The 21366-nt window shown below is 62.7% G+C and carries 24 protein-coding genes and 2 pseudogenes; 11 read left to right on the forward strand and 15 right to left on the reverse strand.

Going from position 1 to position 21366, the window contains the following annotated elements:
* Window positions 1-42: 42 nt before the first annotated feature.
* Window positions 43-642, reverse strand: coding sequence for a TetR/AcrR family transcriptional regulator (locus JG739_RS21885; RefSeq protein WP_202363340.1), 600 nt, complete (start codon window positions 640-642; stop codon window positions 43-45).
* Window positions 643-754: 112 nt separating this feature from the next.
* Between JG739_RS21885 and JG739_RS21890 the strand changes: the two are divergent.
* Both JG739_RS21890 and JG739_RS21895 read left to right on the forward strand, forming a co-directional pair.
* A pseudogene (locus JG739_RS21890) lies at window positions 755-1205 on the forward strand (OsmC family protein).
* 14 nt (window positions 1206-1219) lie between these two features.
* Window positions 1220-1606 (forward strand): nuclear transport factor 2 family protein, encoded by a 387-nt coding sequence (locus JG739_RS21895; RefSeq protein WP_202363341.1) that lies wholly within the window; start codon window positions 1220-1222, stop codon window positions 1604-1606.
* Window positions 1607-1618: 12 nt separating this feature from the next.
* Here JG739_RS21895 and JG739_RS21900 read toward each other — a convergent pair whose 3' ends face one another.
* From JG739_RS21900 to JG739_RS21925, 6 genes and pseudogenes are all read right to left on the reverse strand, one after another.
* Entirely contained in the window at window positions 1619-2230 is a 612-nt protein-coding gene (locus JG739_RS21900; RefSeq protein WP_202363342.1) for a LysE family translocator, read from the reverse strand.
* A gap of 332 nt (window positions 2231-2562) precedes the next feature.
* Window positions 2563-2949: pseudogene (locus tag JG739_RS21905) on the reverse strand (YkgJ family cysteine cluster protein); the annotation flags it as partial.
* Window positions 2950-2954: 5 nt separating this feature from the next.
* Complete coding sequence (locus tag JG739_RS21910) at window positions 2955-3122, reverse strand: hypothetical protein (protein ID WP_202363344.1); 168 nt, start codon at window positions 3120-3122, stop codon at window positions 2955-2957.
* A gap of 1 nt (window position 3123) precedes the next feature.
* Window positions 3124-3531 (reverse strand): hypothetical protein, encoded by a 408-nt coding sequence (locus tag JG739_RS21915; RefSeq protein ID WP_202363345.1) that lies wholly within the window; start codon window positions 3529-3531, stop codon window positions 3124-3126.
* A complete protein-coding gene (locus tag JG739_RS21920; protein WP_202363346.1) occupies window positions 3531-3758 on the reverse strand; it encodes a hypothetical protein in 228 nt (75 codons plus the stop codon). Before JG739_RS21920 ends, JG739_RS21915 begins: the two co-directional genes overlap by 1 nt.
* Window positions 3759-4100: 342 nt before the next feature.
* Window positions 4101-4310: a cold-shock protein gene (locus tag JG739_RS21925; protein WP_010915421.1), complete on the reverse strand. Its 210-nt coding sequence runs from the start codon at window positions 4308-4310 to the stop codon at window positions 4101-4103.
* A 573-nt stretch (window positions 4311-4883) separates the two neighbouring features.
* Here JG739_RS21925 and JG739_RS21930 point away from each other — a divergent pair.
* Entirely contained in the window at window positions 4884-5063 is a 180-nt protein-coding gene (locus JG739_RS21930) for a CsbD family protein (protein WP_202363347.1), read from the forward strand.
* A 64-nt stretch (window positions 5064-5127) separates the two neighbouring features.
* Here the strand turns inward: JG739_RS21930 and JG739_RS21935 are convergent, their stop codons facing one another.
* Window positions 5128-6258 (reverse strand): metallophosphoesterase, encoded by a 1131-nt coding sequence (locus JG739_RS21935; protein ID WP_202363348.1) that lies wholly within the window; start codon window positions 6256-6258, stop codon window positions 5128-5130.
* Between the two features lie 120 nt (window positions 6259-6378).
* Between JG739_RS21935 and JG739_RS35475 the strand changes: the two genes are divergently transcribed.
* Window positions 6379-6591, forward strand: a complete 213-nt coding sequence (locus tag JG739_RS35475) for a hypothetical protein (protein ID WP_244749512.1) — start codon at window positions 6379-6381, stop codon at window positions 6589-6591.
* A gap of 5 nt (window positions 6592-6596) precedes the next feature.
* The gene (locus JG739_RS35480) at window positions 6597-6965 is read left to right on the forward strand and encodes a hypothetical protein (RefSeq protein ID WP_244749513.1); all 369 of its coding nucleotides are present in this window, start codon (window positions 6597-6599) and stop codon (window positions 6963-6965) included.
* Window positions 6966-7001: 36 nt separating this feature from the next.
* Here the strand turns inward: JG739_RS35480 and JG739_RS21945 are convergent, their stop codons facing one another.
* Complete coding sequence (locus JG739_RS21945; RefSeq protein WP_202363349.1) at window positions 7002-7667, reverse strand: TetR/AcrR family transcriptional regulator; 666 nt, start codon at window positions 7665-7667, stop codon at window positions 7002-7004.
* A 95-nt stretch (window positions 7668-7762) separates the two neighbouring features.
* Here JG739_RS21945 and JG739_RS21950 point away from each other — a divergent pair, with 95 nt between their 5' ends.
* The 4 genes from JG739_RS21950 (at window position 7763) to JG739_RS21965 (ending at window position 11198) form a co-directional block, all read left to right on the forward strand.
* Window positions 7763-8536 (forward strand): NIPSNAP family protein, encoded by a 774-nt coding sequence (locus tag JG739_RS21950; RefSeq protein ID WP_202363350.1) that lies wholly within the window; start codon window positions 7763-7765, stop codon window positions 8534-8536.
* A gap of 118 nt (window positions 8537-8654) precedes the next feature.
* Window positions 8655-10052 (forward strand): class II fumarate hydratase, encoded by a 1398-nt coding sequence (fumC, locus tag JG739_RS21955; protein WP_202363351.1) that lies wholly within the window; start codon window positions 8655-8657, stop codon window positions 10050-10052.
* A gap of 122 nt (window positions 10053-10174) precedes the next feature.
* Window positions 10175-10621, forward strand: coding sequence for a DoxX family protein (locus tag JG739_RS21960; protein ID WP_202363352.1), 447 nt, complete (start codon window positions 10175-10177; stop codon window positions 10619-10621).
* 154 nt (window positions 10622-10775) lie between these two features.
* On the forward strand, window positions 10776-11198 hold the full coding sequence (locus JG739_RS21965; protein ID WP_202363353.1) for a DoxX family protein: 423 nt from the start codon (window positions 10776-10778) through the stop codon (window positions 11196-11198).
* 56 nt (window positions 11199-11254) lie between these two features.
* On the opposite strand, the gene ppx is transcribed toward JG739_RS21965, so the two are convergent.
* Complete coding sequence (gene ppx, locus JG739_RS21970) at window positions 11255-12790, reverse strand: exopolyphosphatase (RefSeq protein ID WP_202363354.1); 1536 nt, start codon at window positions 12788-12790, stop codon at window positions 11255-11257.
* Window positions 12790-14991 (reverse strand): RNA degradosome polyphosphate kinase, encoded by a 2202-nt coding sequence (locus JG739_RS21975; RefSeq protein WP_202363355.1) that lies wholly within the window; start codon window positions 14989-14991, stop codon window positions 12790-12792. Before JG739_RS21975 ends, ppx begins: the two co-directional genes overlap by 1 nt.
* A 353-nt stretch (window positions 14992-15344) precedes the next feature.
* On the opposite strand from JG739_RS21975, the gene JG739_RS21980 reads away from it, so the two are divergent.
* Complete coding sequence (locus JG739_RS21980) at window positions 15345-15590, forward strand: zinc-finger domain-containing protein (RefSeq protein WP_202363356.1); 246 nt, start codon at window positions 15345-15347, stop codon at window positions 15588-15590.
* A 15-nt stretch (window positions 15591-15605) separates the two neighbouring features.
* Entirely contained in the window at window positions 15606-16835 is a 1230-nt protein-coding gene (locus JG739_RS21985) for an FAD-dependent monooxygenase (RefSeq protein WP_202363357.1), read from the forward strand.
* A gap of 264 nt (window positions 16836-17099) precedes the next feature.
* Here the strand turns inward: JG739_RS21985 and JG739_RS21990 are convergent, their stop codons facing one another.
* The 4 genes from JG739_RS21990 to JG739_RS22005 form a co-directional block, all read right to left on the reverse strand.
* The gene (locus tag JG739_RS21990; protein ID WP_274609397.1) at window positions 17100-17903 is read right to left on the reverse strand and encodes an amino acid ABC transporter ATP-binding protein; all 804 of its coding nucleotides are present in this window, start codon (window positions 17901-17903) and stop codon (window positions 17100-17102) included.
* 21 nt (window positions 17904-17924) lie between these two features.
* On the reverse strand, window positions 17925-19082 hold the full coding sequence (locus JG739_RS21995) for an amino acid ABC transporter permease (RefSeq protein ID WP_202363358.1): 1158 nt from the start codon (window positions 19080-19082) through the stop codon (window positions 17925-17927).
* 4 nt (window positions 19083-19086) lie between these two features.
* Entirely contained in the window at window positions 19087-20274 is a 1188-nt protein-coding gene (locus JG739_RS22000; protein ID WP_202363359.1) for an amino acid ABC transporter permease, read from the reverse strand.
* Between the two features lie 63 nt (window positions 20275-20337).
* On the reverse strand, window positions 20338-21366 hold the full coding sequence (locus JG739_RS22005) for an amino acid ABC transporter substrate-binding protein (RefSeq protein ID WP_202363360.1): 1029 nt from the start codon (window positions 21364-21366) through the stop codon (window positions 20338-20340).

Below are 21366 nucleotides of genomic sequence, written 5' to 3' on the forward strand. Positions count from 1 at the left end.
GGCATCCGCACCGGCTTCCATGCGATGAAAGCCACAAAAACGTCAACTCACCGTTACAGCGACCTCTTTGGCCGGCAAAGCACCCTCAATCAGCGCGGCGACCTCATCGGCCACCGCCAGCACCGGGGCGCGGTCGCGGCTGGCGCGCGCGATCACCATCAACCCTTCCAGCGATGATTCGACAAGCAGCGCCAGGGCCCGGGCGCGGCGCTCGGGCACCCCTGCCCTGACGAAGGCCGCCTGCAGCAGGCCTATCCATTGCTCGAAAGCCGAGCGGCACAGTTCGGCGAGTTCCGGCACGTCGGCGGGCCCGTCCAGCACCACGGGTGCGATCGGACAGCCAAGCGTGAACTGGTTGTCCTCCAGCATGCGTGCGACCGACTGGTAAATGTGGTGGACAGCCACCGCCGGATCCTTTTCGGCGGCCAGCTCTTCGCCAAGCCATCGAGTCACCTTGTCAACGCTGTCGCGCGTCACCTCGATGACCAGCTGGTCCTTGCCGCCAGGAAAATGAAAGTAGAGCGATCCTCTTGGCGCACCGGAGGCGCTCAAAATGTCGTTGAGCGAGGTACCGTGATAGCCGCGCTGCCTTAGCAGCAGCGCCGTCGCCTCGATCATGCGGATGCGGGTGTCGTTCGCCATGTCAGCCTCTGTCAGGAGTGAGCATTATAAGCCTCGCCCTAAATATGACAATCGGTTTACATAATATGTAGATCAGTCTATATATCGGAAACCAGTTAAACAGGAGAACGAAATGACCATTCGTGAAGCTGAGGCCCAATGGCAGGGGTCCTTAAAAGAGGGTTCGGGCCGTCTGCGGCTCGGCAGCGGCGTCTTCGAAGGCGCCTATTCCTTCCCGTCGCGCTTCGAAAACGGTCCCGGCACCAATCCCGAGGAACTGATTGCGGCGGCGCATGCCGGCTGCTTTTCGATGGCGTTGAGCGCCATACTGGGCAGCGGCGGCCATATCCCGGTACGGATCCACACCGTCGCCAAGGTGCATCTCGGCACGAGCACGGCGGGACCGACGCTCACCCGCATCGACCTCGAAACGGAAGCCGAGGTCCCGGGCCTGGCCCCCCCCCGAGGAATTCCAGCGCCTTGCCCAATCGGCGAAGGCAACATGCCTCGTCTCCCGGGCTTTGGCGGGCGTGGCTGATATCAGGCTCAAGGCCGACCTCGTCGTGGCCGCTGCGGAAAAATGAAAGGAGATACCGAGATGGAACGGGACAGCATCGTGGTCGTCCATCCAGACGATCAATCCAGACAGACGGCCGAGCTCATGCAGCGCTTCAACGACGTGTTCCAAAATCATGATCCGTCGGCACTCCCGGGCCTCGTGGCCGAAGACTGCGTCATCGAAAACACCGTGCCGGCGCCGGATGGCGCCCGCCATGCCGGGCGGGAGGCGTGCGTGCGGCTGTGGTCGGCGATCGCTAGCGAACCCGGCACCCGTTTTGACATCGAGGAGACGTTCGTCGCCGGCGAACGGGCGACAATTCGCTGGCGTTACTGGCCTGCCGACGGCAACTCCATCCGTGGCGTCAATCTGATGCGCGTAGCGGATGGGCTGATCGTCGAGGCGATGGGATACGTGAAGGGCTAGCGCCAACAGGCGCTACCGCTCAGTCAGCGCCAGCTTGGCGCCAAGCATGACGAAGGCGCCGGCGAAGCTGCGGCGCATCCAGGTCAGCACCATCGGCCGCGACACGACATGGCTGCGGATCGAGGCGGCGAAGATGCCGTAGCCGACGAAGACGACGAAGGTCAAAAGCATGAAAACGGTGCTGAGCTCCAGCATCTTCGACAGCGCATGCGGTTCGGTGGTGCTGACGAATTGCGGCAGGAAGGCGAAGAAGAAAATCGACAGTTTTGGGTTGAGGATATTGATGAGGATGCCCGAGGTGATCACCTTGCCGACCGAGCGCGGCGCGACGTCCTGCCCGACGTTCAAGCTACCGCTCTCCTTCAGCGTGTTCCATGCCATGTAGAGCAGATAGGCGACGCCGAGATATTTCAGCGTCTCGAAGGCGAGCGCGCTGGTGTGCAGCAGCGCTGCCAGCCCGGTAATGGCGGCCGCCATATGCGGAATGATGCCGAGCGTGCAGCCGAAAGCCGCGATGATGCTGGCACGCGCGCCACGCGAAAGCCCGGCGCCCAGCGTATAGAGAACGCCGGTGCCGGGCGAAGCCACGACAATCAGCGACGTCAACAAGAATTCGATGGTCATGCGTTGTTCCTCCGCTGTCCTGCCCGGGTGGAAAGGTAACTAGCCAGAGCACGGCGCACAAGCTGCGGTGGTGGACGGATGTCCTCGCATCCTTCGCCGGCGCCAAGCGATTGCGGCTTTCGCGGTTGGCGAAGGTAGAGGCGGGAGCGCAATCTCCCCCCTCGTGGGGGAGATGTCCGGCAGGACAGAGGGGGGCGCCAAGGATCGCCAACCGTTCAGTCCTTTTGCCGTTCGAAGATTATTCGACAATTTAGTTCGGAAATTGATTGATACGTTGGCGGGACAGCGCCCCCCTCTGCCCTGCCGGGCATCTCCCCCACAAGGGGGGAGATCGGCGGCTCCACCGGCAGCCCATGTGCCTTGCGCGCCATCAGGCAATCGTCGCCGCCAGGCATGCAGGCGCGGCAGACGTCCGGCCGAACGTCGTAGATGCCACAAATGGTCGACTTGCCGACCTCGCCGGAAAGTGCCGAGCAGCGCACGCCGTCGCAGTGCATGCCGGTTTCGCCGGCAGCCACATAATCTTGCGGGATCCGGTCGAGCTGCGCGTCATCTTCGGTCGAGAAGCGCGGCCATTCGGATGAATAAGAACAGCAGGCGCCGCAGCTCTGGCAATCGAAGAGAGGGACAGCGCGCTCCTCCATTGACGAAACATTCCCGGCGCTCGCCAAGGCGAGCAGCGCTGACGCAACGGGATTCAGGTCGGCGCTTCGCGGCAAAGGCGCTATTTTTTCTTCCTGGTCTTGCGCGACACCACGTCCGCCGGCGACTTGAACAGATCGGTCGCGGCCTCGGCGGCAACATCGGCTTTCGGCGCGGCGGCCGGCTTGGCCAGCTTTGCGGTGGCAGCGGATGCTGCCGGCTGATCCTTGGCGGAAAATTTTATGGCCATATCAATCCTCGTCAGAGAAACGCGATGATGGCGCATTCGGGTTGCGAAGCCGGCCGATCAGCGCCGAGACCGCCGTGATGTTCATTTCCTCGGGCGACCAGTTCCTGGCCTCCTCGATGTGCCGGGGTGCCAGCTCGCGATGCGTGCTGCCGCTATAGGCGGCATCCTGATGGGTGACGCGCTCATGGGTCTTGGCATTTTCGCGGACATACTCGATCAGATAGTTGGGGCATTCGGAGCGGCCACGCACGCCGAGCCTGACCTGGGCATCGCCGTGGGCTCGCTTGCAGCGCTCGAGCTTTTCGAGCACGCGCCGGACGTACTCGACCGGCTTGTCGAGATCTCCCACGACGTCGGCGATGGTCGAATCGGAGGCGATCGCCTTTTGCGGGACGCGCTTGGTGGCCATCAGCGTTTGCCCGCGCGCTTCGGCGCGGCGGCGAGCACGGCGGCCGCGGCCAACTCGTCAGCTTCCTTTTCCAGGCGCAGTTCGCGCAGCCGCGCGGTCTTGGCTTCCCGGGCCTGGCTGGCAGCATCCTGCTCGGAAATAATGCGGTTGAGCGACATGGACTGGGTCTGGGTCTTGCTGAAGATGGATTCGGCCTGGTCGCGGGATTTCTTTGAAGTGGCGGTCAAGGTCATTCTCCCGGTTCGGAGCGTAATGCCGAAAAATGGCGAGACCGGTCTTTCGACCAGGACCACGCACAAAGCAATACGGCAGTCGGTTTCAAATTGCTGGAGCATCTTTAGCACGTCCAAGCGAACGCGCGGTTCTCTTTTCGAACTTTGTAGCGCCCAAACGCAAAAGGCCAGGCATTGCCTGACCTTCCACTGGAGCGCCGCGCATCCTTTCGGGTGCGCTGGCACTTTTCGACCGCGCATGATCCTTTCGGAAACGAGGTCTCCGGGTCATGCGCTGGAAATAGCCGTTCACCAGTGCCAGTACATCCGTGGTCACCGGCGAGGCTGAATTCCGTTTTAGGCCGCCTTCAACTGATCGGCAGACATCTTGCCCGACTTGTTGTCGCGGACCATCTCGTAGCCGAGCTTCTGGCCCTCGACGATGTCGCGCATTCCGGCGCGCTCTACGGCCGAGATGTGGACAAAAACGTCGGCCGAGCCGTCGTCAGGCTGAATAAAACCGAAACCCTTGGTGGCGTTGAACCATTTAACTGTGCCTGTGCTCATAACGAACCCTTTCCGTGGCAAATATTCGTTCGCGGTCATGCGAATGCACAACAGCGTTTGTCTCGATTTTGATGGGGGAAGTTCGTCAAAGGCGCGCCTGGACACGCGGATAACAAAAGTCGGTCAAACAAATATCGACGAATTGCTTTTAGACTTCTTTTGGCGCCGTGTCAATTTTTTGCTTTCGCAGTGTCGGCAGCACAGGAGTTGTCCGGGTTAGATAGCACTGGAGTTGTCCGGTTTTCTGTCTCCGTGAGGAGGCGGATCTGGCGCTGAACCGGGCAGAATCAGTCCTTAAAAAAAATTGCACGATGCCGGGAACCATTTTGGCATCCGTGCATTTTGGGTATCGTCAGCAGTTCATGAGAGCAATCTCAGGAAGGGCTGACACAAAGGACGCCTCCCGTGCAATAAAACGCGCGAGGGGCGTTCTTTTATGCCGAGCAGCGATCGCCACTTAGCCCCGGCAGGGCCAAGGCCGTGGCTTCGTTAATGCCCAGGAGGCCAGGCTCCGGAACCGAAAACCCAGCCGCCCGTTTCCCAAACGGCAGATTGATTCCGGGAGATGCGGCCATGGTGAACAAGAATCAGATTGCGGGCCTAGCCAAGCAGCTCAAGGGCTCGGTGAAGAAAGCCGCCGGCAAGGCCACCGGCAACAGGCGCGTCCAGGCTGAAGGCGTGGCCGACAAGATCGCCGGCAAAATGCAGAAGGCCTATGGCGACATCAAGGACAAGCTCAGGAAGGTGATCTGAACCCTGCTGCTTCAATTGCGATGAGGAAGCGGGTTACGCGGTCTGGTGCCTGCTCCCGTTGCAGTTAGAAGTTCAGGCGCTTTGAGAAAGCGTTGGTGAAGGCGATCTCGCCATGGTCGCCAACGGCTTCGCCAAGCGCCACGTCCATGCTGTCGCCGGTCACCCGCGCCAGCGCGAAGCCGCCCATATAAGCGGCCTTCGGCTTGAACAGGTCGAGCCCGTCGGCGCGGTAGATCATCGGGGTCTCGTGCTGGTGGCCATGGAAGACGCCGACGACGTTGTAGCCCCTCAGCGCCGCCAGCAATGCCTGCCGGTCCGCTTCGCTCCACCAGTGCGGCGCACCAGCGCCGTCATCGTCGAAGGTTCCTTTGGCGGCATCCCACCGTTCGATCGAGAAAACATCCCAACCATAGTGCTGGAACAGGATGACGGGGCGGCCGTCCGCTGCATAGGTCGCCAGATCCTGCTTCAGCCATGGCAGGCCGGAGACCGCGCCGTGGCCGGTGTCGCCCGCGAAACGGTGCGTCTGGACGAGATGCAGGCCACCCCAGTCCCACGAGTAGCAGTCGGTGTCGACATCGTAACTGGTCACCGGCATCGGCGGCTTGAAAAACACGCCGGCGCGATGGTTGACCTCGACATAGTCGCGCATTTCGCGGCGGTACCAGTCGACGTGGTTTGGCGGGCCGTTCTGGTCGAGATCGTGGTTGCCGAGGCCGACATAGACCGGCACATGCACGCGATCGGGGCCGACGCCCTGCTGGTAACGCTGGCTGAACTGGAGCAGCTGCGTGCCTTCGCTGGGCTGGGTGACCTGGCCGCCGCCGTCATCGGTCATGTCGCCGCCGACGACGAGGCCGAACGGCGTGCCGATGCGGCTGCCGGCTGAGCGCAGGCCGGTGGCGATGCCGTTGATTTCGGCGGGCCAGTGCTTCTCGCCAATGGCGTTCAACGCGGCGACACTGCGCAGCAAGGCGGGGTCGGTCTTGCCTTCCTGCTGGCAATTGGGGCTCAGCCCGCCGGCCATGCGGCAGGCATGGATATCGGCGACGAACAGGAAGGTGGCGTCGACAGGCGCAATGCGCTGCCCGGTCTGTCCGAGCGCCGGTCGCGCAAGCGCGCCGGCCGCAGCAAGCCCAGCCGCCTGCGCCAGGAAGCGGCGCCGGGAAAGTGATCCTGCCGAGACGCGGTTCATGGCGTCAAATTCTGCACAGCCGGCGCCTCTTCGTCCAGTTGCCGCGAACGGTATGTCGACACGCTGCCGCAGGTCTGGCATTGCTTTCAGGTCAGGACTCAACTTGCGCGGGCAAACGCTATGAAGACTATATCCATCGCGACAGCACTTACCATCCTGGCGAGCGCCGCTCATGGTGCCGAGTGCATCGACGCCAAAGCCGCCAAGGCCGGATTCATTCTCGAAAGGCCCGGCATCCACAGCGAGTTTCGACCGGCGGCGGGTGGAATGGTGTCGGTCGCCACGACTACCAATCCCAGTCGCCGCAGACGCAGTTTCTGTTCGGCGGCCTGATCGAGGTGTTTCGCGACAGCGAGACCGGTCAGCTTGCGATGATCCCGTTTTCGGATCTGAGAAAGCTGTTTCCGCTCAAGGCCGGGGCGAAAAGCAAGACCGTTTTCGTCCGCCTCGCTGCAAACAAGCAGCCGAAGGGCACAGAGACGCTCGAGATCAACGTCAAGGGCAAGGAGACGTTCAGCCTGGGCGACTGCAAATACAACGTGCTGGCGGTCAGGCAGACTATCAAGAGCGAGGCCGGCAAGACCCAGGATGAATTCACCGCGCTCTACGCGCCCGACCTGCAGGCCGTTCTGGCCAGGCGCTATGACGAGGGCACCAACGCCGAAAGCGTCGTCGGCTACGAGGTCATCAAACCGCTGCCGAATTAAGTCCCGGCAGGGCAGAGGGCGACTGGCGCTCCGGCGTCAAAAGGCTTTGTACTGCCGCAGCACCCTTCGACGTCGCTTCGCTCTTGCTGAGGAAACTCCCTGCTCCAGCGCATTCAGGCAATCGCGCAGCACAGCAGAATCCTGCGCCGTCTTGGCCATCGACATGGCGCCGGAATAGGTGGCGACCGCGAGTGCGGCGAAACGCTGCGGATCGGTGTCCTGCTCACTGCCCGCTTGCTGGTCGGCCCTGACCTTGTCGGCGATCGCCTGGCGCCACGCCGAAAAGATGCCGGCAAGGGCGGTGCGGAAATCCGGATCGGCAAGCGACAATTCATGCGCCAGGTTGTTGAGCGGGCAGCCGCGCACGAAACCCTGTTGCTCCAGTTCCGCCGCCACGGCCTCGAACACGCTGCGGACGCCCTCGCGCGCCGAGCCTGCCGCCTGCACCGGCGCGATCCAAGTTGCTTCGACGGCAGCCGCCACCCGCTCCTCGATCACCGCCAGGGCCAGCGCTTTCTTGGTCGGGAAATGATGATGCAGTGCGCCGCCGGTGACGCCTGCCGCGGCCATCAAGTCGCCCAGGCTGGAAGCGTGGTAGCCGCGCGCCTGAAACGAGGCTTCGGCGACATCGAGGACACGTTTGCGCAGGCCTTCCGGGTCGTTGGTGCGTTTGCCGGACTGCGCCTTTGGGCGAGCGGTCATCTCTGCTGACATTTTCCAACGATAGCAGATTGACAAAACAGGACAACCGGTCTGTTTATAAAACAGGATGAACGCCCTGTTTTGGAGAGTGCGCGATGAGCCTGCCGCTGAATGCCGCGTCGAAATCCGGCCTCAACGCCTCGCCGGTCGTCGAGCTCAGGCAATACACGCTGAAACCGGGCCGGCGCGACACGCTGATCGACATCTTCGACGGTCATCTGATCGATGGTCAGGAAGCGGCAGGGATGATCGTCATCGGTCAGTTTCGCGATCTCGACCGGCCTGACATGTTCATCTGGCTGCGCGGATTCGACGGTATGGAAGCGCGGAAAAATGCACTGACCGCTTTCTACGAGGGTCCCGTATGGGCAGCCTGGCGCGACGCCGCCAACGCCACGATGATTTCCTCCGACGACGTGCTGCTGCTGAAACCGGCATGGCCGGGCGCCGGCTTCGATCTGTCGGGGGCGGCCTTGCCGGGACACGAAAAGCCAAGCAGAGGCAATCGCTTGTCGGGTATTGTTGTTATCAAGATTCATCATCTGCGGCCCGGCGCCGAAGCCGACTTCGCCAGCCGCTTCGAAGCCGATGCGATTCCCGTGTTGGCGGCACTTAGCGGACGGCCGCGTGCTGCGTTTGTCACCGAGCATGCCGCAAACAGCTTTCCCCGCCTGCCGGTCCGATCAGGCGAAAATGTCTTCATCAGCGTCGCCGCCTTCGGCAGCGCCGACGCCCATGCCCGCCACGAAGCAGCCCTTTCCGGTTCCCCGCAGTGGCAGGCATTCGAGCGGGAGGCCCAGTCATGCCTGGCTGGATCGACCGAGACCTTGCGCCTATCTCCAACCTCACGATCGCTGTTTGGGCGGTGAGAGAGGAGCCTCTTCCCGCTCCTTCAACCGATTTGCATCCTTGCTGCCGGCAATCTCCGCTTGAAGCCATTTGTGCAACGCGATACGCCGGTGCGAATTCGACAGACCGGAGAGAGATGTGAGCGCGCCAGAGACCAGAACCGAAACCGACACGTTCGGTGCCATCGAGGTCGCCGGCGACCGTTACTGGGGCGCGCAGGCGCAGCGTTCGCTGGGCAATTTCAAGATCGGCTGGGAAAAGCAGCCGGCGTCGATCGTTCGCGCGCTCGGCATCGTCAAGCGGGCGGCGGCCGAAACCAATATGGAGCTGAAGCGGCTCGACCCGGCCATCGGCAAGGCGATCATCGAAGCCGCTCAGGAAGTCATCGACGGCAAGCTCGACGATCATTTCCCGCTGGTCGTCTGGCAGACCGGCTCGGGCACGCAATCCAACATGAACGCCAACGAGGTGATCTCCAACCGGGCGATCGAACTGCTGGGCGGTGTCATGGGGTCGAAGAAACCGGTGCATCCCAACGACCACGTCAATATGAGCCAGTCGTCGAACGATACCTATCCGACGGCCATGCACATCGCCTGTGCCGAGCGCATCGTGCACGATTTGTTGCCGGCGCTCAGGCATTTGCACGCTGCGCTGGATGCCAGGACCAAAGCTTTCGCCCACATCGTCAAGATCGGCCGCACCCACACCCAGGACGCGACGCCCCTCACCCTTGGCCAGGAATTCTCAGGCTATGCCGCGCAGGTCGCCTCCTCGATCAAGCGCATCGAGATGACGCTGCCCGGCCTGCAGGAACTGGCGCAAGGCGGCACGGCCGTCGGCACCGGCCTCAACGCGCCGATCGGCTTTGCCGAGCGAGTGGCGGATCGCATCGCCGCGATCACCGGCATCGCCTTCGTCACTGCGCCAAACAAGTTCGAGGCGCTGGCGGCGCATGATTCCATGGTGTTTTCGCATGGCGCCATCAACGCCTGCGCCGGCGCCCTGTTCAAGATTGCCAACGACATTCGTCTGCTCGGCTCCGGCCCGCGCTCCGGCCTTGGTGAACTGTCGCTGCCGGAAAACGAGCCGGGTTCGTCGATCATGCCGGGCAAGGTCAACCCCACCCAGTGCGAGGCGCTGACGCAGGTCTGCATCCAGGTGTTCGGCAATAATGCCGCCGTGACCTTCGCCGGCAGCCAGGGCCATTTCGAGCTCAGCGTCTATAACCCGCTAATGGCCTACAACTTCCTGCAGTCGGTGCAGCTGCTCGCCGACGCCTCGATCTCCTTCACCGACAACTGCGTCGTCGGCATCGAGGCGCGGGAAGATAACATCAAGGCCGCCCTCGACCGTTCGCTGATGCTTGTGACAGCACTGGCGCCGACCATCGGCTACGACAACGCCGCCAAGATCGCCAAGACCGCGCACAAGAACGGTACAACCTTGCGTGAGGAAGCGCTGGCCACCGGGCTGGTCAGCGAGGCCGACTACGACCGCCTGGTGCGGCCGGAGGACATGACGCGTCCCGGATAAGTTGGAATTGATCGCAAAAATGTTACTGCGGTGAACAATCTGTAACCAAATCTGCATCTTTGGTGAACAGTCGCCCTGCTTTATGTGGATGGGCAACGCAACCCTTCCGGAGAGAGCCCATCATGTCCACCAACACGTCCGTTGCCGGTTCCGGCACCGTTTCCAACGCCGCTTCCCACGCCACTTCTAACGCCTCTGGCACGATCCTCCTTGGCCGCATCCTGCTTTCGGTCATCTTCGTGCTTTCCGGTTTCGGCAAGCTCACTGCGATCGCCGGCACCGCCGGCTATTTCGGCAGCATGGGCCTTCCGATGCCGACCGTGACGGCTGTCGTCGTCGGCCTGCTCGAACTGCTCGGCGGTGTCGCCATCCTCATCGGCTTTCAGACCCGAATCACCGCCTGGGTGCTGGCAATCTTCACCGTCGCCACGGGACTGGTCGCCCACACCGGCTGGGCCGATCAGATGCAGATGATCAGCTTCATGAAGAACCTGGCGATTGCCGGCGGCTTCCTCGTGCTGGCTTCCTCGGGCGCCGGCGCCTATTCGGTCGACGCCAAGCGCGGCTGAAGCGGTCCAGCAACAATTTGCAGCAAGGGGCGCGGAATTTTCCGCGTCCCTTTTTCGTTGTCGGTCTATGCCCGTCGACCAGCCGCCCATAGTTTCTGCTAGGATCGAGCTGTCGGGGTGAAGCCGACCGGCTGGCCGACATCGGAGGTGACCAATGCCGCGCGATGCGCTGCTTCTGCTTTCCCGGCTGCTGCTGGCCGCTCTGTTCGTTCCGTCCGGCTTTCACGCGCTTACCGACATTGCCGGCACATCAGGCTATTTTGCCGGCCTCGGACTGCCGCTGCCGACGCTCGTAGCCTGGGCGACCGGGCTGTTCGAATTGATCGCCGGCCTGCTCATTCTCGTCGGCCTCAAGACACCGATCGTGGCGCTCCTGCTTGCCGCTTTCTGCATCGCAGCAGGCTTCATCGGCCACTATGGCCATGGTGGCGACGATCCGACGCTGACCTTCATGCATTCGCAGATGCTGATGAAGGACATCGCGATATCGGGCGGTTTTCTGGCGCTGGCAATGGCAGGCGCCGGCGCCTACTCGATCGATGGGCGGATACTTCGGATCGGCGCTGAAACGACTTGACCGACACAAGCTGCCGGACTGAGCCGACTTACTTGCCTGAGCTTGGCTGAGCCGGACTACTTGGCTGGCATATTGGGGCCGCCCTCGACCGCCAGTACCAGCCGGCGATTGGTGACCCGCGCCAGCTGCGCCAGTCGCCCGGCCGGCCGCTCGCCGTAAAGATCGGCCAGCGGGGCCGGCAGCACCAGCGCAAGCACGCCATTGCCGCGGCTCTGCCATTTCAGCCGCGGCATGACCCCCGGCATTGCCGCCGTCAGCAGGTAGACGACGCGCATCACCGCGGCCAGCACACGGGCACGCTCGATATAGCGCGGCGTCGCCAGCGCCTTGATTTCCGGCGCGATCGATTCGTTGAAGATGCCCTCATGACGGTAGGCGTTGGCCAACGCCAGGAAGGCGCGGCCGGGATGGTCGACGCCGATGAAGGAGGCGTGGGCAATGATGTTGAGCGACTGCTTGCCACGATATTCGGGATGCGCGCGCCAGCCGATGTCGGCAAGCAGGCAGGCGGCCTGGCGGTAACGCGCCTCGTCGACGGTCTCCTCGATGCCGAAGGCGGCGAAGGTCTTTCCCGTCCACTCGACAAGCTCTTGCGCGTGGGTAACCGAACGCGAACGCAGCCGGGCGAGTTCCTCCGAGGCCGAGATCAGCGGATCTGCCTTCTGCTCGGCTTTGTCGAGCAGCGAATAGAGAAAGCCCTCGCGCACGCCAAGCGCCGAGACGATGATCTTGGACGGCTGCATCGCCGCCATGATCTCCTGCAGTACGATGGCGCCATAAGGCAGCAGCGAGCGGCGGTTCTTTGAGACGCCCTCGATACCCCTTATCTTCTCGATCTCGCCCTTGGCGACCTGCTTGAGGAAGTTCGCAGCGCTGTCAATGCCGATCTCGTAATGGTGCATGACGCTCAGCGGATAGCTGGTCATTTCCATGTACAGCCGAGCGAGGTTTCGCCAGGTGCCGCCAACTGCATAGAACGGCCTGCCCTGCCCGCCTTTCAGCAGCCTTGCCTTTGCGAGCTCGTCGCGTGCTATCTTTGCCGCCTGGGCCAGCGAGTTCCTGGCCATGTCCTGCAGACGCAGGCCGCCCAGCGGCAGCGTGATGCCGTCGCCGATTGCCTCGCCATCGACGTCGACCAGTTCGAGGCTGCCGCCGCCGAGGTCGCCGGCGATGCCGTTGGCCGGGTGGAAGCCGGAAATGACGCCAAGCGCGGAATAGTGGGCTTCCTGGCGCCCGCTCAGCACCTGGACCTCGGTCTTGAGCACGTCTTCGGCGCGGTGGATGAAATCGGGGCCGTTGACCGCCTCGCGGGCGGCGGCGGTCGCCAGCACATACATACGCTCTGCGCCGGCCTGCTCGGACAGCGCGCGGAAACGCCGAAACTCCTCCATCGAACGGGTCACCGCCTCCGGATCGAGCTTACCGGTCGAGACGATGCCGCGACCGAGGCCGGCCAGCATCTTTTCGTTGAACAGCGTGGTCGGCGAGCGCGCCAGCCCCTCATAGACGACAAGCCGGATCGAGTTCGAGCCGATGTCGATGATGGACAGCGGTCGGCGGTCCTGAAGCCGGCCCTGGGACGTTGAAATCATCAGCCGGTCGCTGCGGCGTTTTTCTTGCGGCGCTTGAACTGCGCGATGCGCTTGGGCGCATGCGATTTCAGCGCATCGCCGCGTCCGGAAAGGCTCGGATTGGTCATGAAATATTCCTGCGCGTTGAACTGTTCCTCACCCTCCTCAAGCGTGGCGCGCCGGGAGGTTCCGTCAGCCAATACGTCGAAACTTTGCTGGTTGTCCATGATGTTGCCCAGCATGATCTGGCCGAGAACTTGTTCATGCACCGTTGGATTGGTGATCGGCACCATGGTTTCGACGCGACGGTCGAGATTGCGCGGCATCAAATCGGCCGATGAGATGTAGACGACCGCCCCGTCCGACGGCAGTCCATGGCCGTTGCCGAAACAATAGATGCGGCTGTGCTCGAGGAAGCGGCCGACGATCGACTTGACCCTTATGTTTTCCGACAGGCCCGGCACCTGGGGCCTCAGGCAGCAGATGCCGCGCACGACGAGATCGATCTCGACGCCGGCGCGGCTGGCGTCATAGAGCGCGTCGATGATGATCGGGTCGACCAGCGAATTCATCTTCATCCAGATGCGGGCCGGCCTGCCGTCCAGCGCATGGCCAATCTCGTCCGAAATGTGCCTGAGGATGCGCTTGCGCAGCGTGAACGGCGAGATGGCCAGTTGCATCTCCTCGGTCGGCTCGGCGTAGCCGGTGATGAAATTAAACAGGTGGGCGACATCGCGGGCGATTGTCGGAGCGGTGGTGAAGAAGGACAGGTCGGTGTAGATGCGCGCGGTGACGGGATGGTAGTTGCCGGTGCCGAGATGCACATAGTTGCGCAGCTTGCCGTCCTCGCGCCGCACCACCAGTGACATTTTCGCGTGGGTCTTCAGTTCGAGGAAGCCGAACACGACCTGAACGCCGGCGCGCTCGAGGTCGCGCGCCCAGCGGATGTTGGCTTCCTCGTCGAAACGCGCCTTGAGCTCGACCAACGCAGTCACCGACTTGCCGGCTTCCGCAGCGTCGACCAAAGCGCGCACGATCGGGCTGTCGTTCGAGGTGCGATAGAGCGTCTGCTTGATCGCCACCACTTCCGGATCGGCCATCGCCTGGCGCAGAAACTGCACCACCACGTCGAAGGATTCGTAGGGGTGATGAACGATGATGTCCTTCTCGCGGATGGCGGCGAAACAGTCGCCGCCGTGCTCGCGGATGCGTTCGGGAAAGCGCGGATTATAGGGCTGGAACTTGAGATCGTCGCGGGCAATGGCGACGATCTCGGAAATCTGGCTGAGCGCCAGCGGACCGGTGAGCACGCTGATCCGGCTCGACGAGACGCCAAGCTCGCCGGCGACGAACTCGCGCAGTTCGGCCGGCATCAGCTTGTCGAATTCGATGCGGATGACCGAGCCGCGGCGACGACGTTTCAGCGCCGTCTCGAACAGGCGCACGAGATCCTCGGACTCCTCCTCGACCTCGATGTCGCTGTCGCGGATGATGCGGAACGTACCGGAGCCCTTGACTTCGTAGCCGGGGAACAGCTTGCCGATATAGAGGCCGACCGCTTCTTCCAGCGGAATGAAGCGGACATCATGCTTGCGGTCAGGCAAGCGGATGAAGCGCTTCAGCGCCACCGGCAGACGCAACAGCGCGCTCATCTCCTCGCCATTCCTGCGGTGGCGCAGTTGCAGTGCCATCGAGAAGCCGAGATTGGGAATGAACGGGAACGGATGCGCCGGGTCGATCGAAAGCGGTGTGAGCACCGGAAACACCTGCTCCTGGAAATGATCCTCGAGCCAGGTCTTCTCGTCCTTGGTCAGGCCGTCGCGGCTGATGCTCTCGATGCCTTCCTTGTCGAGCAGCAGCATCAGCGCGGATAGACTCTTCTGCTGGTCCTCCTGCAGGCGCTCGACCTCGCGCAGCAATTGTTCCAGCTGTTGTTCGGGGGTGCGGCCGTCCGGGCTCTTCAGCGTGATGCCTTCGCGAACCTGGCCGGCGAGACCGGCGACGCGGACCATGAAGAACTCGTCGAGATTGGCAGCCGAAATCGACAGGAAGCGAACACGCTCGAGCAGCGGATGATTGGCGTTCAGCGATTCCTCAAGGACGCGGCGGTTGAATTGCAGCCAGGAAAACTCGCGGTTGACGAACCGGTCCGGGTTGCCGCCCTCTCGGCTCGCCACCTCGACAGTGGTGAATTCGCTCTGCACCGGCTTTAGTTCGTTCATGGTTCCTGCTCGTTTCGCACCCGCTGGCCACAGCGCCGCGCGTCTTTCCGGACGCGCAAAGACGCTCTACCACTCCTAAGCCACGCACGATCCCCGGCGAACCGAATTCGGTTTCGGGGCCATGCCTTAACCGGCTTAGCTTATCCTGTGACAGGCTTTTACGACAGTTTGATTTCATCGATCTTGCAAAGAGACTGCTTATGATCCAGATGCAATCCAGGTGCAGCGCGGCGCGTCCTTTGGACGCGTAATCCGGGCTGCAGCGGGCGCGTGCCCTTTGGACGCGCCAGGAACGCGGTGAATTTTGATTTTGCGCATGATCGGCGGTCATGCGGCAAATGCAGGAGACGACGATGGCAGGCGGTTCCATTCCCCATTTCCAGAACGATGCGGGCTATGCGGCAATCGACATCGGCGTCAAGGAATTCATGTGCACGGGCGCCAACCCGCCTTTCGACCATCCGCATGTGTTTCTCGACATGGGCGACGACGATGAAAAAGTCTGCCCCTACTGCTCGACGCTTTTTCGTTATTCGCCAAAGCTGAAGGCCACGGAAACGCAGCCTGCCGGATGCCTGTATATCGACCAGGCCGCCTGACGCGCACGCCATCCCATGGACGACCCCCGGTCCCGGCACGTCGTTATCGCCGGAGCCGGCGTCGCCGGACTGACCGCGGCACTGGCGTTTTCCGAGCGGGGTTATCTGGTGCGGCTGTTCGAACAGGCGCCGCGCCTCGAAGCGGCCGGCGCCGGCATCCAGCTCTCACCCAACGCGACGCGCATCCTTCGCCAACTCGGCGTGCTCGACCGGCTGTTGCCGGCGGCGGTGCGGCCGGAGGCGGTGGTGCTCAAGGACGCCGCCACGCTGCGTGAGCTGGCGCGGGTGCCGCTTGGCGAAGCAGCCGAAAGGCGCTGGCAGGCGCCCTATCTCGTCGCTCATCGGGCTGATCTGCAAGACGCACTGATGGCGCGCCTCGCCGAACAGCCGGACATCAGTCTCATCACCGGCGCGCGCGTCGGCGGCATCGCCACAGGACCGCGCCATGCCACGGCTACAGTCGAGATTGCCGGCAAGACAGTTGAAGCCGGCGGCTTTCTGCTGATCGGCGCCGACGGCGTCTGGTCGGCGATCCGGGCTTTTGGCGAGTTTGCCGCCAAAAGCCGGTTTTCGGGCGAGCTTGCCTGGCGCGCTACGATCGGTGCAGACAGTGTCGCAGGAGAAGCCCTTGCGGCGGTCGGCGCCGCCAATTGCGTGACCACCTTCCTGCATCCGGGTTTTCACCTCGTTGCCTATCCGGTCAGCAACGGCATGGCGTTCAACCTGGCTGCCTTCACCAGGGGCGAGATCATCGCCGAGCGCTGGTCGGGCCACGCCAACCCCAACATCCTCGTCGGCGCCATGCGTGGCACGGCGGCAGCGCTGGCCCGGCTTGCCGAGGATGCCGGCCCGTGGACCGCGTGGCCGATCCATACGGTCGACCAGTCCCTGCCATGGACGACGCCCGCCGGCATCGCGCTGATCGGCGATGCGGCGCATGCGATGACGCCGTTCGCGGCGCAGGGGGCGGCGATGGCGATCGAGGATGCCGCAACCCTTGCCGACTTCGTCGCCGCCTCGCCCGCCGATCGCTGGGGCGCGCTTGCCGCCTGGGAAAAGCTGCGCCGCCCGCGCATCGCCAAGGTCTCGCGCCGCGGTGCCGTCAACCGGCTCGCCTGGCATGCAGCAGGGCCGGTGGCGGTCGCGCGCAACCTGTTCCTGAAGTGGCGCTCGCCGGAGATGCTCGCGGCCGATCTCGACTGGCTCTATGGCTGGCGGCCGCCGGAGGTTGGCGATCGGCGATGAAAGCTCGATAGGCTGGCGGGACAGCGCCCCCCTCTGTCCTGCCGGACATCTCCCCCGCAAGGGGGGAGATTGGCCGTCACAGCAGCCTTCGCCAATCTCCAACGCTGCAGGAGTGAGCGGAGCGCCGAAGCTGCTGATCTCCCCCCTTGCGGGGGAGATGGCCGGCAGGCCAGAGGGAGGTGCGAAGGGATGAGGCGCTTCTGGCAGCGCGGTTCAAAAGAGCCCGGCCGTTTCGGCCGGGCTCTTTTGATTTGATTTCAGCGCTCAGTGCAGGATCTGCGACAGGAACAGTTTTGTGCGCTCGTGGCGCGGATTGTCGAAGAACTCGGCCGGCGTGTTCTGCTCGACGATCTGGCCCTGGTCCATGAAGATCACCCGGTTGGCGACCTTGCGGGCAAAGCCCATCTCGTGGGTGACGCAGAGCATGGTCATGCCCTCTTCGGCGAGACCAACCATCGTCTCCAGCACCTCCTTGATCATTTCCGGATCGAGCGCCGAGGTCGGCTCGTCGAACAGCATGATGCGCGGGTTCATGCACAGCGAGCGGGCGATGGCGACGCGCTGCTGCTGGCCGCCGGAAAGCTGGCCGGGATATTTGTTGGCCTGTTCCGGAATCTTGACGCGGGTGAGGAAATGCATGGCGATTTCCTCGGCCTGCCTCTTCGGCGTCTTGCGCACCCAGATCGGCGCCAGCGTGCAGTTTTCCAGGATGGTCAAATGCGGGAACAGGTTGAAGTGCTGGAACACCATGCCGACCTCGCGGCGCACCTCATCGATCTTCTTGAGATCATTGGTCAATTCCTTGCCGTCGACGATGATCTTGCCCTTCTGGTGCTCTTCCAGCCGGTTGATGCAGCGGATCATCGTCGATTTGCCGGAGCCCGAAGGGCCGCAAATGACGATGCGCTCGCCGCGCATCACCTTCAGGTTGATGTCCTTCAGCACATGGAATTCGCCGTACCATTTGTGCATGCCAATGATGTCGATTGCGACATCGGTTGTGGAAACCTGCATCTTGGCGGCATTGACCTTGATCTCTTCCGCGCTGACTGCATTTTCTATGGTCATGGAAGGTTCCCTTTTTTGTTCTTAGCGCTTGTGGCCGGTGTCGAGCCGGCGTTCCGTAAACATCGAATAGCGCGACATGCCGAAACAGAACAGCCAGAAGACGAAGGCAGCGAACACCAGGCCGGACCTGGCCGTCTGCGGCGTTGCCCAGTTGGGGTCGTTAAAATTCTGTTTGACGACGCCGAGCAGGTCGAACATCGAGATGATCGACACCAAGCTGGTGTCCTTGAACATGCCAATGAAGGTATTGACGATGCCGGGAATGACCAGCTTCAGCGCCTGCGGCAGCACGATCAGGCCCATTTTCTGCCAGTAACCGAGGCCGAGCGAATCCGCACCCTCATATTGGCCCTTGGGGATCGCCTGCAGGCCGCCCCGCACCACTTCGGCCATATAGGCAGCGGCAAACAGCGAGACACCGATCAGCGCGCGCAGGAACTTGTCGAAGCTGACGCCGGCCGGCAGGAACAGCGGCAGCATGACGCTGGCCATGAACAGCACAGTGATCAGCGGGATGCCGCGCACCGTCTCGATAAAGATGACGCACAGCATCTTGACGATCGGCATCTTCGAGCGCCGGCCGAGCGCCAGCACGATGCCGAGCGGCAGCGACACGGCAATGCCGACGAAGGACAGGGTGAGCGTCACCAGCAGCCCGCCCCATAGCGGGGTTTCGACATGCGGCAGGCCGAACACGCCACCAACCAGCAGGATGAAGGCAAAGATCGGCAGCGCCCCGAAGAACAAGATGGCGTTCAGCCCCTTGCGCGGCACCTTCGGGATGAGCAGCGGCACCAGCAGCGCCGCGAACAGGATGGCGACCAGGATCGGGCGCCAGCGTTCATCGATCGGATAGCGGCCGAACATGAACTGGCCGAACTTGGCGTTGACGAAGGCCCAACAGGCGCCGGACCAGCCGTCCGGCTGGATGCCGCCCTGTGCCGCCGTGGCGCAAAAGGTACGGTCCGCGCCGGTCCATTGGGCGTTGATGAAGGCCCAGCTGATCAGTTGCGGCAATATCATCGCGACCAGCACGATGCCGATGATGGTCAGGATCGTGTCACCAGTCGACGCAATCAGGTTCTTGCGTACCCAGGCGCCCAGGCCGCGCTCGCTTGCAGGCGCCGACTGTGCCAGCGCCATTTCGACGCGGACGAAGGAAAGATCGTGCTCCTGCATGTCTCTACCTCTCCACCAGTGCCATTCTGGCGTTGACCACGTTCATGACCGCCGACGTCAACAGGCTGAGTGCGAGATAGACCACCATCATGATCAGCACGCACTCAATCGCTTGGCCGGTCTGGTTCAGCACCGTGCCGGTCGTCGCCGTGAGGTCCGGGTAGCCGATGGCGATGGCCAGCGACGAGTTCTTGGTCAGGTTCAGATACTGACTAGTCAGCGGCGGAATGACGATGCGCATGGCTTGCGGGATGACGACAAGCCGCAGGATCGATCCTGGCCGCAGGCCGAGCGCACCGGCTGCCTCGGTCTGGCCTTTGCTGACACCCATGATGCCGGCCCGCACGATTTCGGCGATGAAGGCCGCCGTATAGAAGGACAGCGCCAGGTAGAGCGACAGGAACTCCGGCTTGACCTGAAAGCCGCCAGTCAGGTTGAAGGTCGATTGCTTTGGATAATCGAAGCTCAGCGGGAAGCCGCTGAGCGCGTAGGCCAGCAACGGCAAACCGATGATCAAACCAGCCGATGTCCAGAACACAGGGAATTGCTGGCCGGTCGCCATCTGCCGCTGACGCGCCTTGCGGGCGACGAACCACGCCATGGCGATGCCGAGAAGCAAAGCAACCAGGATCAGCCAGGAGCCATCGCCCCACACGGCGCGTGGAAAATAAAAACCGCGTTGGTTGAGAAAGGAGCTGAACGGCAAATTGATGCTTTCACGCGGCGGCGGCAGCACCGAAAGCACGCCGGAATACCAGAAGAAGATGACCAGCAGCGGCGGGATGTTGCGAAAGACCTCGACATAGACCATGCAGATCTTGCGGATCAGCCAGTTATGCGAAAGCCGGCCGACGCCGAGGATAAAACCGATGATGGTGGCGGTAACGATGCCGGCGAAGGCAACGATGAGCGTGTTGACAAAGCCGACCAGAATGGCCCGGCCGTAGGTCGAATCCGACGAATAGGCAATGGCGCTGTCACTGATGTCGAAGCCGGCGCGGCCCCTGAGGAAGCCGAAGCCTGACGCAATGCGCAGGCGCGTCAGATTGTCTATTGTGTTTTGGACGATCCACCAGACCAACGCAACCAGCACGATGACGACCACCGCCTGGAAGACTATGCCGCGGACCTTTGGATCATTGATGAAGGAGCTGCGGCTTGGCTCCTCGCGAAGAATTTCCTGCGATGCCATTCGACCATCCCCTGGAAAGAGAAACCGGGAGGCAGACGATCTGCCTCCCGGATCACATTTCGATCAGCGGATCGGCGGAGAGTATTGCAGACCGCCCTTGGTCCACAGCGCGTTGATGCCGCGCGCGATCTTCAGCGGGCTGCCCGACCCGACATTGCGTTCGAACATTTCGCCGTAATTGCCGACGGCCTTGACGATGTTGACGACCCAGTCGTTGGAGACGCCGAGATCGGTGCCGATCTTGGTATCGGCCTCCTGCCCGAGCACGCGCTTGATCTCGGGATTATCCGAGGCCTTCATTTCTTCGACATTGGCCTTGGTGATACCGAGTTCCTCAGCCTGCAACAGCGCAAAATAGGTCCACTTGACGATGTGGTACCACTGGTCGTCGCCCTGGCGCACGGCCGGTCCGAGCGGTTCCTTGGAGATGATCTCAGGCAGCACGACGTGGTCGGCGGGCGAGCCCAGCGTCAGCCGGATGCCGTAGAGACCTGATTGGTCGGTGGTGTAGACATCGCAACGGCCGGCGTCATAGGCCGCGTCGACCTCTGACAGCTGTTCGAAGACGACCGGGCTGTACTCCATCTTGTTCGTCTTGAAGTAGTCGGCGAGGTTGAGTTCGGTCGTGGTGCCGCTCTGCACGCAGACCGCCGCGCCCGAAAGCTGCAGCGCGGAATTCACCCCCGGCAACTTCTTGGCGTTGATCATGAAGCCCTGTCCGTCATAATAGGTGACACCGACGAAGTTCAGACCAAGCGCCGTGTCGCGATTGATGGTCCAGGTGGTGTTGCGCGACAGGACGTCGATCTCGCCCGACTGCAGCGCGGTGAAGCGTTCCTTGGCACTGAGCGGCGTGAACTTGACCTTGGTGCCATCGCCGAACACGGCGGCCGCGACAGCGCGGCAGAAGTCCGCATCAATGCCTTGCCAGTCGCCCTTGTCGTCCGGCGCCGAGAAGCCGGCCAGACCGGTCGAGACGCCGCATTGGATGAAGCCCTTGGCCTTGACGTCGTCGAGCGTGGCCGCCGACGCGGACGAAGCGAACAATCCAAGCGTGGCGGCGCCCAGAATGCCGATTGCAATGTGTTTCAT

The organism is Mesorhizobium sp. L-2-11, from assembly GCF_016756595.1.
Lineage (GTDB): Bacteria > Pseudomonadota > Alphaproteobacteria > Rhizobiales > Rhizobiaceae > Mesorhizobium.

Bases quoted from the DNA above. Each gene is read 5' to 3' on its own strand.
- JG739_RS21935 (WP_202363348.1), bottom strand. From the start codon at position 6,258: ATGAACCGCGTCTCGGCAGGATCACTTTCCCGGCGCCGCTTCCTGGCG.
- JG739_RS21895 (WP_202363341.1), top strand. From the start codon at position 1,220: ATGGAACGGGACAGCATCGTGGTCGTCCATCCAGACGATCAATCCAGA.
- JG739_RS21925 (WP_010915421.1), bottom strand. From the start codon at position 4,310: ATGAGCACAGGCACAGTTAAATGGTTCAACGCCACCAAGGGTTTCGGT.
- JG739_RS22005 (WP_202363360.1), bottom strand. From the start codon at position 21,366: ATGAAACACATTGCAATCGGCATTCTGGGCGCCGCCACGCTTGGATTG.
- JG739_RS21995 (WP_202363358.1), bottom strand. From the start codon at position 19,082: ATGCAGGAGCACGATCTTTCCTTCGTCCGCGTCGAAATGGCGCTGGCA.
- JG739_RS21915 (WP_202363345.1), bottom strand. From the start codon at position 3,531: ATGGCCACCAAGCGCGTCCCGCAAAAGGCGATCGCCTCCGATTCGACC.
- JG739_RS22000 (WP_202363359.1), bottom strand. From the start codon at position 20,274: ATGGCATCGCAGGAAATTCTTCGCGAGGAGCCAAGCCGCAGCTCCTTC.
- JG739_RS21910 (WP_202363344.1), bottom strand. From the start codon at position 3,122: ATGGCCATAAAATTTTCCGCCAAGGATCAGCCGGCAGCATCCGCTGCC.
- JG739_RS21885 (WP_202363340.1), bottom strand. From the start codon at position 642: ATGGCGAACGACACCCGCATCCGCATGATCGAGGCGACGGCGCTGCTG.
- JG739_RS35475 (WP_244749512.1), top strand. From the start codon at position 6,379: ATGAAGACTATATCCATCGCGACAGCACTTACCATCCTGGCGAGCGCC.
- JG739_RS21945 (WP_202363349.1), bottom strand. From the start codon at position 7,667: ATGACCGCTCGCCCAAAGGCGCAGTCCGGCAAACGCACCAACGACCCG.
- JG739_RS21965 (WP_202363353.1), top strand. From the start codon at position 10,776: ATGCCGCGCGATGCGCTGCTTCTGCTTTCCCGGCTGCTGCTGGCCGCT.
- JG739_RS21900 (WP_202363342.1), bottom strand. From the start codon at position 2,230: ATGACCATCGAATTCTTGTTGACGTCGCTGATTGTCGTGGCTTCGCCC.
- JG739_RS21975 (WP_202363355.1), bottom strand. From the start codon at position 14,991: ATGAACGAACTAAAGCCGGTGCAGAGCGAATTCACCACTGTCGAGGTG.
- JG739_RS21960 (WP_202363352.1), top strand. From the start codon at position 10,175: ATGTCCACCAACACGTCCGTTGCCGGTTCCGGCACCGTTTCCAACGCC.
- JG739_RS21990 (WP_274609397.1), bottom strand. From the start codon at position 17,903: ATGACCATAGAAAATGCAGTCAGCGCGGAAGAGATCAAGGTCAATGCC.
- JG739_RS21980 (WP_202363356.1), top strand. From the start codon at position 15,345: ATGGCAGGCGGTTCCATTCCCCATTTCCAGAACGATGCGGGCTATGCG.
- ppx (WP_202363354.1), bottom strand. From the start codon at position 12,790: ATGATTTCAACGTCCCAGGGCCGGCTTCAGGACCGCCGACCGCTGTCC.
- JG739_RS21930 (WP_202363347.1), top strand. From the start codon at position 4,884: ATGGTGAACAAGAATCAGATTGCGGGCCTAGCCAAGCAGCTCAAGGGC.
- JG739_RS21950 (WP_202363350.1), top strand. From the start codon at position 7,763: ATGAGCCTGCCGCTGAATGCCGCGTCGAAATCCGGCCTCAACGCCTCG.
- JG739_RS21985 (WP_202363357.1), top strand. From the start codon at position 15,606: ATGGACGACCCCCGGTCCCGGCACGTCGTTATCGCCGGAGCCGGCGTC.